Source organism: Sphingobacterium sp. InxBP1 (assembly GCF_026191775.1).
GTDB classification, from domain to species: Bacteria; Bacteroidota; Bacteroidia; order Sphingobacteriales; family Sphingobacteriaceae; genus Sphingobacterium; species Sphingobacterium thalpophilum.
Map to the genome: position 1 here is coordinate 374,359 of NZ_JAINDX010000046.1, position 18,120 is coordinate 392,478.

Genomic DNA, 18,120 nt, shown 5'->3' on the forward strand with positions numbered 1-18,120 from the left:
GCGGAGCGAATTCCTTAAAACATGACAACTATGAACAAAACAATAGCTATGCTGATCGGTATGCTGCCTTTTATAGGTAGCCTGGTCCAGGCACAAGATATCATTAAAAGCCGTAACTATCCGCAGGACTATTTTAGCCGGCCGATGCATATTGCGCCCCAGGCCTCTGGTTCATTTGGTGAACTCCGGGCCACACATTTTCACGGTGGAGATGATTACCGCACGCAACAACGGATCAACATCCCGGTTCATGCGGCAGCTGAAGGTTTCGTATCCCGTGTCAGGGTACAGATCGGCGGTGGGGGCAACTACGTTTATATTGACCATCCGAATGGTTATACTTCGGTTTATATGCACCTCGAGAGCTTTAATGATGCACTGGCTGCAATTGTAAAAGACGAGCAGTATAAACAAAAACGATTTGATGTGGATGTCTTCTTACAACCGAATCAGGTGCCGGTAAAAAAGGGCGAATTTATTGCCAATTCGGGCAATACCGGTGGTTCGGCCGGGCCGCACCTTCATTTTGAAATCCGGGACACCAAAGCGCAGCTACCGCTCAACCCACAACTTTTTGGGCTGCTGTTTCCGGATGGTGTCAAACCGGTCATCCGCGGGGTCACCATTTATGATCTGGGTGGGGAACTATTTGATGAGCATACTCCCCGCAGGCATCAGACGATACGCGCTATAGGTGATGGCAGGTACACATTGGCATCGAATGCACCGATTCCCGTTAACGGCACATTTGGAATTGGCATAAATACAGTCGACAGACGTGGCGGTATATCTTTTACTTATGGTGTGTATTCCATAGAACTCTTTTTGGACAACAAAAACATCAGCACCGTCGTATTCGAATCTATTCCTTTTGACCAGACGCGGGCTATACAGTCCTACATTGACTATCCATATTTTAAAAAATCCGGCGTTCGGATACAGAAAAGTTTTAAAGACCCCAACAATCCGATCAGCATCTACAAGTCTCTGGACAAGCTGGGCACGATTCAATTAAAAGATAACGATGTACATGAAGTCAAATATGTCGTCAAGGATGTCCAGGGAAATAGAAGCGAATTGAACTTTACAGTGCAGAACAGTCCGACATTATCCATAAGCCGCAAACCGGCCGCAGGACTCAAAATGTTCCATTACGGAGATGAAAATAAATATGAGGCGGAGAACGCCAGGGTCTATATGGGCAAAAACATCCTCTACAACGATCTTTATTTCAACTATGCTCAGGGCGCCAAGCCAGCAAAGGGCTACTCCGCTATGCACTATATCCATAATTCATACATTCCTGTATTCGGTTATTATAAACTGATGATCAAGCCCGACTTTAGTTTACCAGCACGATTATACGATAAAGCATTGATCGTCTCTGCTAGCGGCGGCGCACAGGGCGGGAAATACGAAGATGGCTGGGTAGTGGCCAATGTACGTGAATTTGGAGGCTTCTATGTCGCGGTGGATACCATTGCGCCGATCATCACCGCACGTAATCTCACAGATGGAAAGAATGTATCCCGGCAGCGGTCGATCGACTTTACGATCAGTGACAACCTATCAGGCATCGATACTTTCAATGCATACATTGACGGTAAATGGGTCCTGATGAAATATGATCCGAAAACCAGACATGTCTGGCACGATTTCGAACCGAATCTGGCTGCCGGCAACCATGTCTTCAAATTGGAGGTCAAAGACAATAAAGACAATTTAAAAGTGTACGAAGCTTCTTTCATCCGCTAACGTAAAAGTTAATCCAATGACAGCATATACTTTGGGCTACTGTCATTTGGTAAACTTGTTTAAGCAGTTGATGGTAGTTTCATCAGATAATATCGTATCTTAATAGGCTAAATAGATCATACTTATGGCAACACTAGAAATAGGACAGCAAGCACCGGATTTCAGTGCAAAAAATCAAAATGGCGAAACCGTCCATCTCGCTGATTTCAGAGGAAAAAAAGTTATTCTATACTTTTATCCAAAAGACAACACTCCGGGCTGCACAACAGAAGCCTGTAACTTTAGGGATAACTATCAATCTTTAAAAAAAGATGGATATGAGATCATCGGTGTCAGTGTGGACAGTGAAGCCTCACACCGCAAATTTATTGACAAGCACGAACTGCCTTTCCAGCTCCTCGTAGATGAGGACAAGAGCCTTGTTGAAGCTTACGGGGTGTGGGTAGAAAAAAACATGTACGGCAAGAAATATATGGGCACTGCCCGGACGACCTTTGTGATCGATGAAAACGGCATCATCCAGCATATCATCAACAAGGTGGACAACAAGAATGCCTCACAGCAGATCCGCGATTTAGCGAAATCACATATCTAAAATCTAAATACTAATATCTATATTTGCCACTTATGAGCAAACAGACAGACGATTTTTTCAAAAGTGTAGTATCACACGCGAAGGAATACGGTTTTGTATTCCAATCAAGCGAAATATATGACGGACTAAGTGCCGTTTACGATTATGGTCAGCTAGGTTCGGAACTTAAAAATAACCTCAAGACCTATTGGTGGAAATCGATGGTGCAGCTGCACGAAAATATAGTGGGTATTGATGCCGCGATTTTCATGCATCCCACGACCTGGAAAGCTTCAGGACACGTCGACGGCTTTAATGATCCCATGATCGACAATAAAGACTCGAAAAAACGTTACCGTGCCGACCAATTGATTGAAGATAAGATTGCCCGTTATGAAGCCGATGGCAAGACAGCGGAAGCAGCGGCGCTCCTGGAAGCACTGAACACTGCTTTGAATGCTGATGACCTTGCAGGCTTAAAGTCGATCATAGAACAACACAATATTGTATGCCCGGTTTCAGGCACCAAAAATTGGACTGAAGTACGTCAATTCAACCTGATGTTTGCTACACAGATGGGTGCCATGGCAGATGGCGCAGATCAAGTGTACCTTCGTCCGGAAACCGCACAGGGTATCTTCGTCAATTTCCTGAATGTTCAGAAAACTGGCCGTATGAAAATTCCGTTTGGTATCGCCCAGATCGGCAAGGCGTTCCGTAATGAGGTCATTGCACGTCAATTCATTATGCGTATGCGCGAATTTGAACAGATGGAGATGCAATTCTTTTGCCGCCCGGGTACAGAACTGGAATGGTACAACAAGTGGAAAGAGACCCGTTTAAAATGGCACCTGGCGCTAGGTTTTGATCCGGCCAACTACCGCTATCATGACCATGACAAGTTAGCGCATTACGCCAATGCAGCAGTGGATATCGAATTTAACTTCCCGTTCGGATTTAAAGAAGTGGAAGGTATCCATTCACGTACAGACTTCGACTTAAAGCAGCATCAGGAATACTCGAAAAAGAAAATGCAATATTTCGATCCGGAGATCAATCAAAATTACATTCCATATGTCATTGAGACATCCATCGGATTAGACCGCCTTTTCTTGACCGTCCTATGCAACTCACTGGTACAGGAAAATCTTTCCACAGCGGACAAACAGGATTCGCGCGTGGTATTGAAATTTCCGCCGGCACTGGCACCGGTGAAAGCAGCGATCCTGCCTTTAACGAAAAAAGACGGCCTACCCGAAAAAGCACGTGAAATCCTCAATACGTTAAAACTGGACTTCAATGTCCAATATGACGAAAAAGATGCCATTGGTAAACGTTACCGCCGTCAGGACGCGATCGGAACACCCATCTGCATCACGGTTGATTACGATTCATTGCAGGACAATACCGTGACCATCCGTCACCGCGACAGTATGGAGCAGGAGCGTGTCGCAATTGCCGACCTGGAGAAAATCTTACATGATCTTGCGGGATGGAATACCTTATTGAAAAAATTGGTATAACTCTCGTTTGTCAGCCATAAAAAACGGCGGTCCATGCAAGTATGGACCGCCGTTTTTTATGGAAAGTATGTGTTCTTTTACAACGATCAGAAATAACCTTCAATGGCTTTTCATTGATGCTGTAAGTGAAGACATGAACGTTTTGTTCGGGGACCAACATCAGTAGTCGACCACCACCGCATCCCGCCATTTTTCATTTTTGACCACCTGAAACCCCTGCGAAGCACCGACACCTTCCAACAGCTTACCTCTGAACAGGATCTGTACATTGTTGCGGATCGCGCTTCCGAGTTCAAAAACACGTACGGCTGTACCGTCTTTGAATAAGGTCAGTTCGTATTTGATGGGGACATCTTGTGCTATATCACCCATGAATTGGTGAAAACGGAAGGTCTTGTTTGTCACACTAAAGCCGGGAACGAGACGGAGGACTGTCTGGTCCTGCTTATCATTTGCTGCAGACGCGAAGGGATAATATTGAAATGCGGCATGGAGTTGACGGATATGGATGCTATCAATCCGGCTCAGATCTTCGGAATCTAGGCTCTCGAATTTAATTTCGCTGTAAATCCGGTCCACTGTCAGTACACGGTCGATCGACTCTTTCACTTCAAACGTATCCCGGGCAGCAAATATTTCGGCTAGCTGTTCATGGAAGGGGTTTGACACAGCCAGACTTCTGATATCGTTTATTGTAGTCGGAAACATCAACGGATCTGTCGAATTTTTGACAATCAGACTGAAGTAGTATGCCCCCGTTGGCAGAGCGACATCGAATGACTCTTTAGCACTGAGGGAACCTGATTTGACCAGCATTTTTGTCCCGGCATCAAAAATATGATAGTAAAGCTTGCTGGGTAGTATAGACTCGTCGGTAGCGCCTATGATTTTCAGGTTATCCATTTTGAAAGTCCCTGTATTTTCATTGTAGCTATTTCCCACCGGCCTATTGCCCTCAAATAGCGCAATTTTTAACCAGTAGGAGGCCGTGGCGGAAAGTTCAACCGCCGCGAGAGACTGGGTAACGGAAAACTTTGCTGTCGTTGTGAGATCTATGGGATAATGTAAAGTATCTGTTAAGGACCTAAAGGTATTTCCCCCGTCAGTAGAATAGCTGAGCACCAATGCCCGCGGTCCGGTTCCGGAGCTGTTTGCATCAAATGACAGCTGGCTCAAAGCCCTTATACCCGATGCGGGGATCTTGATCAGAATCTCTTTCGCACCTTTGAAACTAATGGCTTTTCCTGTATTGGGCCACCCAGCCACAAAACCGTAATCGGTTTTACCATTGTTGTAGTCGATCAGAGCAGCATCGTCTAGCGCAGCGGTGGGTGCGGCACTGCTATTGTCAAAATCCCAATGATACAACAACTGCTCCTTGTTATCATTTTGGGAGTTGGCGGCCAGTTTAGAGTGGCCGGACTGTGTTTTTAACGGTGTTACAACCGTTTCAAAATCCTTGATCTTGAATTTTACTGCATGCGTTTTTTCAATGCTTTCATCCGGAAGTTTTGTGTTTTTCTTACAAGATGGAGCTACGGCTAAAATCGAGATGCATAAGCATGAAAAAGCACCCCAAGTCAACCTGGATCTTTTTTTCATAACTATGAATGATTTATAAGTTAATTAATCGGCAGTATAAAATTAACAAAGCCAATTCATTAAACTTAAACTGTCACTAAAAAGTTACCTCGGAAAGTTCACTTTTACAGGTGCTTATCCTGTCTACCTTCTGCACATATACTTTCCGGATTCCCTTTGACCAAGGAAGAGTAAGTTTATCGTTTCTTCCTGTCGGACGGACGTATTCACCGTTGAATTCATCCCATTCATAGATTGGACTGCCGTCTGCCAGTAACCAGATGTAATTGTAACGGTCTTCCGGCTTTTCGTTGACGCTCAGCCGGACAACATCTTTCTTTTTGTCGATTTTCACCCTGATATCTCTTGGCTTGTCCAGCGGCGGCAATGTCTGGAGTACCACGCGTGATGATGCAGACCTCTTACCTTTCCAGAGCGCCACCACACTGTAGGTTCTGCTTGTTTTGAGATGCTGAACAGAAATGTTCTCACCCATTCCTGCCGGACTTCCGCTCAACGCATCGTACCACTGGTATACAGCTCCCGCGACTGGTTTTCTGATGCTGAGCACTTGATCGCCGCCGTAGCAGGTTTCAAGCGTATCTCCCCAAGCCGTGAGGGGTGCCTTAAGATCCAGAGCTACTTTTTGATTAAATCTCCACACAATAGAGTCCCTGTGATTCACATATTCAGGGTTGCGGAGCAGATCCGTGGTATCTTGCACAAGTACTTTCAATGTATTCTCTCCCACAGTCATCATCCCCGGATCCAAATAGATGGAATCCCTATCACGGGCTATGACCTCATTGTTTAATAACCAAGTCGTTCTAAATGTATTGGGCGAGGGTTTAGAAAGACGCAGTGCAAATTTCTGGACGCTGTCCAACTGTAATACGTTATTCAATACTGGCCGGACAGCAATGAAAGGACTAGATTTTCGTTTGATGGCCGCCACAAATTGCTCCTGACACACCGGACAGAACGGAGCGATGAGATACTGCATTTTACAATACTCATGTGGTCTGAACCAATTGGAAGGCGATCCTTTGCCGCCATAAGAGTAGATTCCTACCCCATCTTTGCCCAGCCAGTACTTCCAGGGCACACGGTTAGGGTCTGCCGACTGCGAGCGGTTGACGGATTCTATCGCATACTGATTTCCAGCCCAATATTCATCTGCCAGTTGTGCAAATGAATGGCCTATTTCATGCACGGCAATATCGTTGCTTTTGAAGTTGACAGTCGATGTGGCCCATTTCCCTCCTGAACCACCATAAAATGGTGAATTGACCAAGACTACGACCTGCGTGTAGTTCGGGACATGGGTCTTCAGCACTGCTTCAATCGCATCATTCTTTTGTGGTACGACCAAGCGATGCAGCCCACCGTTGTCAAAGCTGCTGCCAAAAATTGTGTTCGGATGACTGACCGGAACAGCATGGTCCCTTGTGAACTTATTATAGCGTTTAGGATATTTGCTGAGATCTGTCTCACCGTGCACACAGTCACTGGCTTTGCAGTCGTGTGTGGCTCCGGATTCCGCAGATATGGTCCGGATGGCAAAAACATTAAAGAAGTTGCTGTATTGCTTAAAGGGTTCTATCGAGAAAAAGTAGTTCGTAAATTGCCTGGCATCTGCGGCATAGTCATCCAGTTGCTCTTTTGTGTAACCGTCACCTACGATCACAAGATTAACCATATGCTTGTCCGTTCCCTGAAATTGTAAGGTGTCGATTCTAAAAATACCGGACTGCGCCTTAGCCTGTTCAAAAATGCCTAGCAGCGCAATAAGCAACACAAATAGATGTTTATTCATGACAGCAATAATCGTTAGCCCTCAAAAATAGCATTTTAGCACTGCAAACATTAAAACTTTATTGATGACTGCTTCTCCGATATTATCAAAGCACAGAACTGCTTAATTTTTAGAAAGGCTACGGTTGCTTCAAGCTACCGTTCCCGAGGAGCCGACAGTTCATTAGTCGCGCATGCGGTGTTCATGGACATACTCACTTGGTGAGAGTTTTGTGATCTTCTTGAATACCCGGTTAAAGTTGACCACATTATTGAACCCAGTCTTAAAGGCAATGTTGGAAACGCTTTCCGAGGATTCATCGATCAGCATCTTACAGGCCCGCTCAATCCGTATCTCATTCAGAAAAGTCACATAGGTCTTACGTGTATGCTTTTTAAAATACTTACAGAACGCATGTGGTGTCATATGGGCAACAGCCGCAATATCTTCAAGGGATATTTTATCTCCAAAATGTTGAAAAGTATACTGGAAGATTTCGTTGATACGTAGTCCTTCTGCATCCGAAAATTTCTTTTGCGGTATACCTGTATATAGAGATGTCCACTGATCCACTTTTTTGCTCAGGAAGTTAATCAGCTTCACAAAAGATAATAATCTATCGATACCGGCACTGTCATTGATCTGAATAAACCGCTCTTTCAATGCAATAGCATGTTCAGCGTCCAGTTTCTTACTCACACTGATGTGTTCCAGAAAATATTTAACATCGTCAAACTCGGGGAAATCCAGAAAAGATTTAAAATGTGCATAATCGAAGAAGATGTGAATGGCGTGAATGCCATCTTTTATGTCTTCGGCAGTCTTGAACATATGTGGTTCGTCCGCATCCACGATATAGATTTCATTCTCCTCAAAGCTGTGGGTGAAGTTACCGATCATAAAAGTTCCTCGGCCTTTTAAGATATAAGTCAATTGAATCTCTTTATGCCGGTGATAATTGCTATAGAAGGAAGGCAAGATGTCCTCTTGTACACAAATTGAGCCTTGGTAAACTACCGGAACTGTAAACTGAACAACTTTCATCGCTTGTCGAATAACAAATATTAAACTTTTATGTCAAATATAACGATTTTTAAGACAATAAAGGTTAATTACTTCACTATTTATCCTACCGGACACGATAGCCTCATTTTTTGCGTCGGCGCGGTCGCGGTCTACCGAGTCTTTGCTGGACCATCTCCATGGTTTATAACTGGTGTAACCATTGCTATCAGACGATAAGTCGCTCAAAGTGTCAATGCTTATTCAGAAACTCCCTTACCTTATTTATGAACTGCGGTAAGGCAGGATCTTCACCGGCAAGTGACAAGATGCGGCGTGTCTGCGGATCAATCCACAGATAACTTGGCGTGCGGTCCACACCGAAGTCCTGTTCCATTGCCGCCCGGTCATTGGCATTTAAATAATAATTATGCGGCCCCAGTCCTAGCGAAGCGCTGGCTTTGGTCCAGGTATCCATATCGTTATCCAAAGAAAAATAAATCACCTCTACACCCAAGGCCCGCAGCTGCGCTTCCTTTTTGTGCAGCTGCGTCATATCAGCCACACTGTATTTGTTGGATGCCTTCCAGAATGTAGCGATCAACATACGGGCCTTGGAAAATTCCATTAGTCTCAGGGAATCCCGCTGCACATTCATAGGCATAATGGACGGAAAAACTGGCATGTTCTCATAAAAATCCTTTACGCGGTCGACTTTCTCCCGTGCAAATTTATAATAAGGGTGTTGCTGCAGCGTCGCGTCGAACGCTTGCAATGCAGCGTCTAATTTTTTAAAATTGTCCTGGTCGACAGTGACGTATTTAAAGAAGTAAGGTAGAAGCAGTGACCTCCGGTGTGCGCTGTCGAGAATAAAGTCCACATATAAATTGCGCAAATTATACGGTTTGATGCCGGAGAGACGATCTAATTCATCAACAGTCTTCTCATAAGATCCGTCTTTGCGCGCAGCCATCTCCGGGAGCTGAGCCTTTAGTGCACCGATCTTACTGATTCTTTTGTCCGTGTTCAATTTTTCCTCTTTCTCACGCTGCTGATATTTTTCTGTGAAGTGGACAAAGTCCATCGCATCACCAGAGGTGGTTGTTAAGGTAAACAGGCCGTTATTTTCTTTTAGATTATACGTTTTGTTGGTCTCCAGAAACAGGGTATAAGGACGTTCGTCATTGATACGGACGGCATAAAAACCGGCCATGCTCAGTTCGCCCTCCAGGACAAATTGGCCATTGACCACCTCCGCTTTTGTAAATTGCTGCTGGGGATTATCAGGATCGATCAGCATTACTGGGCTTCTGTCGGCAGCGGTTGTTTGTCCTATTATTTTATAGGAGAAGGTTTTGAGCAGATCTTCTGCCCGGTCACTGTCCGTTTGTTGGGTGCAGCCTATGGTACCCAAAACAATAAGCAGAAGATAAAAATACCTAACGAACTTCGTAGTTCCTGTAGGCTCCGTTTTCGAAGATGCGAACATGTCCTTTTTTTCCTTGTATGTTAAGCTTTGTAATTTTCCCATTTTCCCAGCTCATGTCAACCGTATAGTTCCCGCGTGCCTTAAGCCCTTTCACCTCTCCTTTTGCCCAGGCTTTGGGCAATGCGGGCAGCAAATGGATGTAACCGTTGTGACTTTGGATCAGCATTTCTGCGATGCCGGCAGAGCCACCGAAGTTTCCGTCAATCTGGAACGGTGGATGTGCGCAGAACAAGTTGGGATAGGTACCGGCTCCCGCGCCCTGGTATGTCGTTTCATTCGCGAATGCCGGCTTCAGCAGTTGCCGAAGGATTTCCAAGGCATGATCACCATCCTGCAGCCTTGCCCAGAATAGAATCTTCCAGGCCCTTGACCAACCTGTGCCTTCATCGCCACGGACAGCCAGCGTCTTGCGTGCTGCTTCAGCCCAGTCGGGCGTTGTCTGCGGCGATATGAATGCTGCCGGATAAAGACCATAGAGATGCGAAACATGACGATGTGTAGGTTCAACCTCCTTATAGTCCTCCAGCCACTCCTGTACCCGTCCGGATGAGCTGATCTGCACAGGTGGGGGAATGTCCTTTAATTTCCGCTTAAGCGTCCCCGCAAAATCATCTTTTATGGCGAGGACAGAGTCCGCATGGATTACGGCCTCGTACAATTCACGAACGATCTGGTTATCAATTGTCGGCCCCATCACCACCGATGCTCTCTTTCCGTTGGACATCAGGAAAGCATTCTCAGGAGAAACCGAAGGTGAAGTTACCCACCACCCCGTCTTCGGGTCCTGTACTAACGTGTAATCATAAAATTGCGCGGCTCCACGGAGTATCGGATATATTTCTTTCAGGTACGCTTTATCACCAGTAAAAAGATAATGTTCCCACAAGTGGTTGCATAACCAGCCTGAGGCTGTGCTCGCCCCCCAGGAGGCCTGTTCCCCGGGAGCTGAATAGCCCCAGATGTTCGTCATCATATAGACAACCCAACCCGGAGCATTATAATAAGCTTTTGCGGTTTTCTCCCCCTCTTTTGCAATGCGCTTGATCATGGCAATGAAGGGCCGGTGGTATTCGCTGAGATTGTTGACTTCTACTCCCCAATGATTCATCTGCGCATTGATATTTAGATGGTAATCGCCGTTCCAGGGCGTATTGATCTGATGGGCCCATAAACCTTGAAGATTAGGAGGAAGGGCCTGCGCGATTTTGGGTGCCGTACTTGAAATATTCAAATATCGTCCATATTGGTAATAAAGTGCGGCAAGATCTGGATCCTGTGCGGGATCTTTATAAAAATTGGCGATACGAGCATTGGTTGGCTTATCTGCATTCGTCCTGTTTCCAAATAAATTAAGCGAAACCCGATTAAAGATTCTTTGATAGGCTGCCAGGTGATTTTGCAACAGCTGCGGTTCATTTTCGCGCATTGCGTCAGCCATCGTCATACGCACGGTCGACAGCGGGTCACTGCCATAATAAGAAGTACTTGCTGAAAAATAAATCGTTAGTGTACCACGTGCGGAGACTTGCAACGTATGACCTTTTTTCTCGATCTGCAAATGGTCACCTTTTACTTTGACGAGACCGGCAAATTTTAAGTTTGTTGCCCCCTTGCCATCGGGCAATGCTCCTTCGATCAAGATACCATCATCCAATACGGTATAGCTATCTATATGCTCTTTGCGTTCGAGGGTAATCTTCAAGGTCTGTAGAGCGGGAGTATCCTGACTGACCTGGATAACCCCGACATTTTTATTGAAAGCGGTGTAATACTGTCGCCGGACGGTACGTCTTCCTACGCGGAATGTCGTCTGGGCGGTAGCTGTTGTCAGATCCAAAGAACGCCTGTAATCTGTAATGGCTGCTTGCGCAGGCAAGTCGTAATCTAACAGCAGATCGGCAAAAAGCTGATAACAGCCATAAGGAACGGTAGCTCCGTTTCCAAATCCAGACCCTTTCCCTTTGGTCACAAAAGTTTCGTTGACAAGCTTTTCTGCTTCATCATTTTTGCCGGCTTTCAATAGTGCCTGAATGGCACCCACATTTTTATATGCCTCGTAATTATTGGGGTCCTCTGGGCTTCCCGACCACATGCTGATCTCATTCAGCACGATTTTTTCCGAACGGGGATCGCCATCCGGCATCATGCCGATCTGCCCATTGCCCAATGGCAGCGTTTCTTCCCAAATTTTAGCAGGCTTGTCATACCAAAGGCTAAGCTGCTTTTGTTGTGCCCTCAGTAGGCTGGTCTGGCAGATGCAGACCAGCACAAACGTCAGAAGTTTATTTAGCATACAGTTCAAGTTCAGCAATGGTCAGCGCATTGCCTTCAATAAATTGTTCCGGTTCAAACCGAATAAATTTGTCTTTGTCATCGGCTTCAAAAAACACTTGCTGCAAAATCGGATTTGCCTTGATATTAGAGAATTCGCCCTCTTTAACTGTTTTCCAATTTTTACCGTCCGTACTTGTCAAGATCGTATATCGTGTCGGAATACCTGCCGTCTGACCATCTTGCCGCGGCATAAAACCGATGCCGGACACAGCTGCATTAGCTTCGATAGTGATTATTCCCCCATCTTCGATGGTTGCAAAAGTTGCCGGTTTGCCATCGAGCATGAAGGCATTATAGTTCGATTTGCCTGTCTTTACTTTAACCCCTGTTAGTTTTTTTATTTCCTTACTGTCAAAGGCAAAAGGTTCATCATATTCTTTGAACAGGCCAAAATCGCTCAACGTGATCGCAACCGGTGCATATATATGTAGTTTTAACCTCACCGTAGTGATAGGCTGATCGAGCTTAATCAACCGGTTGGCACCGATGCTTGTCGCCCTTGCCAGAGGCTTCCAGGCATTGTTTTCCCACTGTTCGATGGTGACGCTGTCGATACGCTGTCCCAACTTAATATTCTCGCGCAGCTGAATAAGATCAAATGTCGCGGCGGACTTCAATGCGATTTCGAGTGTAGCATCCGTCTTCGTATCATCCGTGGCCCAGTAACTATAGCGGTCCTCATCCGTGATAAAGGACGTCCCGTAGATTTTAGCGTCGCCATTTCGGGTATTTGAGGCTGTGACGGCAGCTCCTTTCGCCAGATTGTGGCGAAAGGTTTCTTTCACTTTTTTTCCGAATGCCTGCAAAGATTTGACATCGTTTTCATGCAGGGTTCCTGAAGGCATTGGTGCTAAGCCAAGGTTCATACAAGCGCCTCTACCCACCGATTTGAGATAGATCTCAAACAGTTCGGCGGGAGTCTTTACGCGGCTATCCTGTTCTTGGTGATAGAACCAACCCGGGCGCTGTGGCACATCACATTCGGCAGGAATCCAGTACTTCCCGTTACGGTCTCCTGTCTCCGCATTATGCGATTCGGTGGCTCCTGGCACGGCGACTTTACCGTTGAGACCTATAGGTGTAAATGTCGCCCAGGAGGTCTCGGCCGCATAGCCCTTTTCATTACCTACCCAGCGCATGTCCGGACCAATATCAGAGAAAATCACAGCGTTGGGCTGTAGTTTACGGACGATTGGCCACGTTTTCTCATGCCATTCATAATATGTTGTCCGGTCAATAATCCGTTTGCCCTCCTGGCCGCCATAGTAGCCATCCCCACCATTGGCACCATCATGCCATGAGGTGAACAATGGACCATAGCCGCTCATCAGTTCGGTCAGTTGCTCCCGATAGGCATCTGCATATGCCGGAGTACCGTACCGCTCGTCATGCCGATCCCAGGCAGACAGGTAAACGCCAAATTTCATTCCGTTGCGATGCGTAGCCTCCATAAATTCCCGTACCATATCGCCTTTCCCATTTTTCCAGGGTGACGACGCGATGCTATAGGAGGTGGTTTTGGTCGGCCATAAGCAAAATCCATCGTGGTGTTTGGCGACACTGATCAGGCCCCTAAAGCCGCCAGCCGCTGCTGCTTTTGCAATTTGATCAGCATCAAATGCCGAAGGATCAAACAGGGAAGGCTTGGCATCGCCATAACCCCATTCTTTATTCTGAAAAGTGGTCGGAGTATAATGTATCAAACAATAGGTTTCCATTTCCTGCCATCTTAGCTGGCGCTCGCTTGGCAATGCCCCATAGGGCGCCAGCGTATCGGCCTTGGCAGCTGTGCTGCCTGAAAGTAAGATCGAGGATAACAAGATTGTCAACATAGTCTATATTTATATACTTAAAATTAGGTTGTAAAGCCCTAATATAAGAAGTTTTACCGAAGGATTTATGTAACATTTACGAGCAAAACGACCGCAAACACAGCTCTCAGACCGACAAAAGCGTATAATCGGCTTAATCAATCGATTGCTTAAAACGTGAAGAAAATCCCAGAGACTGCCCCTGCCACAGAGTTCAAAGATTTAAGTAATATTTCCACACCGACGAAATATAGATAAGTTGACCAAACAAAAATCACCAATTTGTTATTTTAAGGAGATAAAGAAATAAAGTGCAGGCGGCAATAATTTGAAGTGCAATCGAGGCAGATTGGCATGATAATTATAAGTTCTAATGCATAGTAAAGAGAATATTCATATATTACTAGATGATTATGAGAGGAAATTTAATGATTTTAGCAGTTGCATTAGCCTGGTCAACAGTTGCCTGCAACACAACCGGTAAAAAGTCGGAAGCCACAGGAACTGGCGATACGGCGACCATGGTTCAGAAACCGAGCGTCGTCGATAATGCATCATTGGACGGCACTTGGGAGCTCAAATCCCTGACGACTCCCGAAACGGCGGGCAAGGAATTCAAGGACTTATTTAAAGACAAAATTCCTACACTGACATTCACAGCCAAAGACCATAAGGTGGAAGGCAACAATGGCTGCAATGGTATCGGCGGCACTTATGAAAGTGAAAAAGGCAATTCCATCAAAATCGGTGATAAACTGGTATCCACCATGATGCACTGCGACAACGCGGCCTACAACGAATTTATGAATGGCCTGAAATCTACCACAAATTTTGATGTTCGGGACAATCAACTGACTTTCATGTCCGGCGATATTGTCGTGATGCAATTTACCAGAAAATAATATCCCTCACGCTGGATAAAAAAGAGGAGCCGTCGGTTCCTCTTTTTTTTTGCATAGTTTACCATTTCTTCCGGAACCTCAAGGCGCCTGCTTTTTTCATAAAAACAAGTTATTTAAGGCCGACCTATACCATTTTAAAATTTCATCTCGTAACTTTACACATCATGAAACAAGATCAATCTAAAATCATACGCGAACAAGTCGACCGCTCAGCACTTCGCGAGCATTCGACTCCTTTATATCTTACTTCGAGCTTCATCTTTGACAGTGCAGAACAGGGTCGGGCCATCTTTGCTGAAGAAGAACAGGGCATGGTCTATTCCCGCTATGCCAACCCCAATACGACCGAATTTATCAACAAGGTCTGTATCCTGGAAGGAGCTGAAGCAGGACTTTCCTTCGCGTCCGGCATGGCGGCTGTATTTGCTTCCTTTGCCGCCATTATCGAAAGCGGAGACCATATCGTTTCTTCAAGGGCTATCTTCGGATCTACGCATCAGTTGTTTACACAGCTGTTTCCGCGCTGGGGCGTCACAACTACCTATGTTGATGCCGCCAACCCTGAGGAATGGGAAAAAGCCATACAGCCCAATACAAAAATAATCTTCCTGGAGTCGCCATCGAATCCGGGACTGGAGCTGGTAGATCTAGAATGGCTGGGCAAGTTCAAGGAAAAATATCCAAATATCATTCTTTCTATTGACAACTGCTTTGCGACACCCTATCTTCAAAAGCCAATTCAATACGGGTTTGATCTTGTTATCCATTCGGCAACCAAATATATGGACGGCCAGGGGCGTGTCTTAGGTGGCATTGTTGTCGGCAAGCAGGAGCTGATCGACAAATTAATGTTCTTTATCCGGCATACGGGACCTGCCTTGTCGCCATTCAATGCTTGGATTATCTCCAAAAGTCTGGATACACTAGGGATCCGTATGGACCGGCATTGTTCCAATGCCCTGGCACTGGCCCAAGCTCTGGAGCATCATCCCGAAATTGAGGATGTCAAATACCCGTTCTTACCCAGCCATCCCCAGTATGAACTGGCCAAGAAGCAGATGAAAGCTGGTGGAGGTATCGTCACCTTTGTTGTCAAAGGAGGCTTTGAGCGCGCCAAAGCTTTTGTGGATCAGCTTGAGATGATCCTATACACATCCAATTTAGGAGACTCCAGATCCATTGCTACACATCCAGCTTCGACGACACATTCAAAATTATCCGAAAGCGAACGTTTGAACTTAGGTATACAGCCGGGCAGTATCCGCCTGTCAGTTGGTCTGGAAGACCAGGAAGATATCATCAACGATATTCTACAGGCGCTAGAAAAAACAAAATAGATAAAAAAAGCGTGCCATCCCATTTGTGGAGCACGCTTTTTTTTCAAAAGTGTTATTTTTTTATTTGCTAGTAGAGCCCTAGGCCAATTTCTATTTCTGCAGGATGCCTGTGGGCTATAAGCCTCCTATTTAACGCAACGAAGCAATAGCCGCAGCGTAGTTAGGCTCATCCGCAATCTCCGCCACTTGCTCCTCATACAGCACTTTACCGTTTTCGTCCAAGGTGATCACCACCCGGCTCAACAGCCCAGCAAGAGGTCCATCCGCAATTGCTAATTGATAAGCATCCGAAAAGTTGGAATCTTTGTATTCCGACAAAGTGATCACGTTGTTGAGACCTTCGGCTGCACAGAAACGTCCCTGTGCAAAAGGAAGATCTTTCGATATGCATAATACCACTGTATTGTCGAGTTGAGATGCCTCTTGGTTAAAAGCACGTACAGAAGCCGCACACGTTCCCGTATCAATACTAGGAAAAATATTTAACACAACTTTTTTCCCTTTGAAATCTGTAAGTGATTTATCCGAAAGATCACCTGCAGTTAATTTAAAATCAGGGGCTTGCTCGCCGACCTGCGGCAGACTGCCTTTGGTATTCACTGGATTGCCTTTAAAAGTGATTGTAGCCATATAATTTCATCATTTAATTTTTAGTATCCTTGCACTTAAAGGTACGAGCAAAAAAAATATTACACAACATTTATTAATTTTAGTCAAACATTTATTATGTTAGCATTGTATTTTAAAGAGAATGTTAACCAAAATAAACTCTAGTATGAAGAAACTATTATTCTCAATACTTTGTGCAAGTCCATCGCTCCTGTTTGCGCAAGGATCACAGGTAAATCTACAAAGTCCCAAAGCCGTAGGGATGGGGGGGGCCGGTTCGGCTTACTTTATAGATGAAGCCTCCATTTTCTATAGCCCGGGTGCTTTAGCTAAAATGGATCACAATGCCATTTCTGTTGCAGGCAATGCCGTTATGTACAAATCAGCATTTCAGGAAGTGGGCAGCACAGTCGTTTATCATACTAAGAACCAGGTGACACCTCCATTCTCTGTATTTGCCGCTGTCGGCCCAAAAAACTCCTGGTGGAAGGCCGGTATCGGGGTGTATACGCCCTACGGTGGTGCGGTGGACTGGGGAAGAGAATGGATAGGCAAGTTCAGTCTGGTCAGTCTTTCCCTGAGAGCCATTTTTATCCAGCCAACCTTAAGTATCAAACTGACCGACAATTTTAGTATCGGAGGCGGCTTTGTTTATAATATCGGTACGGTTGACCTGGAAAATTCGGTTCCTGTATTCTATCCCGATGGCCGTGCCGGATTGGCTACCTTGAAGGGCACTGGTACCGGAACGGGTTACAATGTGGGTATCCATTATAACTTAGACGATGACTTTGCGTTGTCATTAAGCTACCGTTCGAAAGTGGTTACGAAGCTCAAAGATGGAGATGCGATCTTCGAGGTACCTGCAGCCGTCGCCAGCAACTTTCCTGCCGGCAATACCTTCAGTGCCGAGCTCCCCCTACCGTCGACATTCGCAGCCGGAATTGCCTTCCCGATCTCCGAAAAGCTGAAAATGGCTGTTGACGCCACAGTCATCGATTATGATATCTATAAAGAGCTAAAATTTGATTATAAAGAGAACACCCCTGTATTACAGGATACACGTTCGCCAAAAAACTATACCAAAGCAGGTTCGATCAAAGCAGGATTGGAATATATTGCTTCCGATAAATTGCAATTGCGTGTAGGTGGCGGTTATATCGCTACCCCAGTATCGAGAGACTACGTTTATCCGGAAACCCCGGACAACAATAGATACCTGCTTTCAGGAGGTTTCACGGTCAAACCCTCACCAAAATTCGATATTACGGCGTCGTTTGCCTACCAGCGGATTGTCGCACGTCAGGCCACAAACCTCGACAGCCACCTTTCGGGAACTTACAAAACAAATATCTATGCTCCCGGTATTGGCGTAAGCTATAAATGGTAATTGATAACAGCCAAATTT

At 45.6% G+C, this 18,120-nt stretch carries 13 protein-coding genes; 6 read left to right on the forward strand and 7 right to left on the reverse strand.

Annotation, left to right across the window (positions count from 1 at the left end):
- The first annotated feature begins 30 nt into the window (after nt 1-30).
- The 3 genes from K7A41_RS13920 (at nt 31) to K7A41_RS13930 (ending at nt 3,852) form a co-directional block, all read left to right on the forward strand.
- Nucleotides 31-1,755 carry a M23 family metallopeptidase gene (locus K7A41_RS13920; protein WP_265714173.1) on the forward strand — a complete coding sequence of 575 codons (1,725 nt, stop codon included), beginning with the start codon at nt 31-33 and terminating at the stop codon, nt 1,753-1,755.
- Between the two features lie 124 nt (nt 1,756-1,879).
- Nucleotides 1,880-2,350, forward strand: a complete 471-nt coding sequence (gene bcp / locus K7A41_RS13925; protein ID WP_265714174.1) for a thioredoxin-dependent thiol peroxidase — start codon at nt 1,880-1,882, stop codon at nt 2,348-2,350.
- Nucleotides 2,351-2,382: 32 nt separating this feature from the next.
- Nucleotides 2,383-3,852 (forward strand): glycine--tRNA ligase, encoded by a 1,470-nt coding sequence (locus K7A41_RS13930; RefSeq protein WP_265714175.1) that lies wholly within the window; start codon nt 2,383-2,385, stop codon nt 3,850-3,852.
- Nucleotides 3,853-4,011: 159 nt separating this feature from the next.
- Here K7A41_RS13930 and K7A41_RS13935 read toward each other — a convergent pair whose 3' ends face one another.
- From K7A41_RS13935 to K7A41_RS13960, 6 genes are all read right to left on the reverse strand, one after another.
- A complete protein-coding gene (locus K7A41_RS13935) occupies nt 4,012-5,454 on the reverse strand; it encodes a hypothetical protein (protein WP_265714176.1) in 1,443 nt (480 codons plus the stop codon).
- Nucleotides 5,455-5,530: 76 nt separating this feature from the next.
- A complete protein-coding gene (locus K7A41_RS13940; RefSeq protein ID WP_265714177.1) occupies nt 5,531-7,249 on the reverse strand; it encodes a M64 family metallopeptidase in 1,719 nt (572 codons plus the stop codon).
- 162 nt (nt 7,250-7,411) lie between these two features.
- Nucleotides 7,412-8,272 carry a helix-turn-helix domain-containing protein gene (locus K7A41_RS13945; protein ID WP_265714178.1) on the reverse strand — a complete coding sequence of 287 codons (861 nt, stop codon included), beginning with the start codon at nt 8,270-8,272 and terminating at the stop codon, nt 7,412-7,414.
- 211 nt (nt 8,273-8,483) lie between these two features.
- Entirely contained in the window at nt 8,484-9,719 is a 1,236-nt protein-coding gene (locus tag K7A41_RS13950) for a hypothetical protein (RefSeq protein ID WP_265714179.1), read from the reverse strand.
- Entirely contained in the window at nt 9,670-12,012 is a 2,343-nt protein-coding gene (locus K7A41_RS13955) for a glycoside hydrolase family 95 protein (RefSeq protein ID WP_265714180.1), read from the reverse strand. Before K7A41_RS13955 ends, K7A41_RS13950 begins: the two co-directional genes overlap by 50 nt.
- Nucleotides 12,002-13,885 (reverse strand): alpha-L-fucosidase, encoded by a 1,884-nt coding sequence (locus K7A41_RS13960; protein WP_265714181.1) that lies wholly within the window; start codon nt 13,883-13,885, stop codon nt 12,002-12,004. The genes K7A41_RS13955 and K7A41_RS13960 overlap by 11 nt, the downstream gene beginning before the upstream one ends.
- A gap of 392 nt (nt 13,886-14,277) precedes the next feature.
- Here K7A41_RS13960 and K7A41_RS13965 point away from each other — a divergent pair, with 392 nt between their 5' ends.
- Nucleotides 14,278-14,766 (forward strand): META domain-containing protein, encoded by a 489-nt coding sequence (locus K7A41_RS13965; RefSeq protein WP_265714182.1) that lies wholly within the window; start codon nt 14,278-14,280, stop codon nt 14,764-14,766.
- A gap of 164 nt (nt 14,767-14,930) precedes the next feature.
- A complete protein-coding gene (locus K7A41_RS13970) occupies nt 14,931-16,103 on the forward strand; it encodes a trans-sulfuration enzyme family protein (protein WP_265714183.1) in 1,173 nt (390 codons plus the stop codon).
- Nucleotides 16,104-16,232: 129 nt separating this feature from the next.
- Here K7A41_RS13970 and tpx read toward each other — a convergent pair whose 3' ends face one another.
- Nucleotides 16,233-16,733 (reverse strand): thiol peroxidase, encoded by a 501-nt coding sequence (gene tpx, locus K7A41_RS13975; protein ID WP_265714184.1) that lies wholly within the window; start codon nt 16,731-16,733, stop codon nt 16,233-16,235.
- A gap of 145 nt (nt 16,734-16,878) precedes the next feature.
- Between tpx and K7A41_RS13980 the strand changes: the two genes are divergently transcribed.
- On the forward strand, nt 16,879-18,102 hold the full coding sequence (locus K7A41_RS13980) for an OmpP1/FadL family transporter (protein ID WP_265714185.1): 1,224 nt from the start codon (nt 16,879-16,881) through the stop codon (nt 18,100-18,102).
- Nucleotides 18,103-18,120: the final 18 nt, after the last annotated feature.

Bases quoted from the DNA above. Each gene is read 5' to 3' on its own strand.
- K7A41_RS13920 (WP_265714173.1), top strand. From the start codon at position 31: ATGAACAAAACAATAGCTATGCTGATCGGTATGCTGCCTTTTATAGGT.
- bcp (WP_265714174.1), top strand. From the start codon at position 1,880: ATGGCAACACTAGAAATAGGACAGCAAGCACCGGATTTCAGTGCAAAA.
- K7A41_RS13930 (WP_265714175.1), top strand. From the start codon at position 2,383: ATGAGCAAACAGACAGACGATTTTTTCAAAAGTGTAGTATCACACGCG.
- K7A41_RS13935 (WP_265714176.1), bottom strand. From the start codon at position 5,454: ATGAAAAAAAGATCCAGGTTGACTTGGGGTGCTTTTTCATGCTTATGC.
- K7A41_RS13940 (WP_265714177.1), bottom strand. From the start codon at position 7,249: ATGAATAAACATCTATTTGTGTTGCTTATTGCGCTGCTAGGCATTTTT.
- K7A41_RS13945 (WP_265714178.1), bottom strand. From the start codon at position 8,272: ATGAAAGTTGTTCAGTTTACAGTTCCGGTAGTTTACCAAGGCTCAATT.
- K7A41_RS13950 (WP_265714179.1), bottom strand. From the start codon at position 9,719: ATGTTCGCATCTTCGAAAACGGAGCCTACAGGAACTACGAAGTTCGTT.
- K7A41_RS13955 (WP_265714180.1), bottom strand. From the start codon at position 12,012: ATGCTAAATAAACTTCTGACGTTTGTGCTGGTCTGCATCTGCCAGACC.
- K7A41_RS13960 (WP_265714181.1), bottom strand. From the start codon at position 13,885: ATGTTGACAATCTTGTTATCCTCGATCTTACTTTCAGGCAGCACAGCT.
- K7A41_RS13965 (WP_265714182.1), top strand. From the start codon at position 14,278: ATGAGAGGAAATTTAATGATTTTAGCAGTTGCATTAGCCTGGTCAACA.
- K7A41_RS13970 (WP_265714183.1), top strand. From the start codon at position 14,931: ATGAAACAAGATCAATCTAAAATCATACGCGAACAAGTCGACCGCTCA.
- tpx (WP_265714184.1), bottom strand. From the start codon at position 16,733: ATGGCTACAATCACTTTTAAAGGCAATCCAGTGAATACCAAAGGCAGT.
- K7A41_RS13980 (WP_265714185.1), top strand. From the start codon at position 16,879: ATGAAGAAACTATTATTCTCAATACTTTGTGCAAGTCCATCGCTCCTG.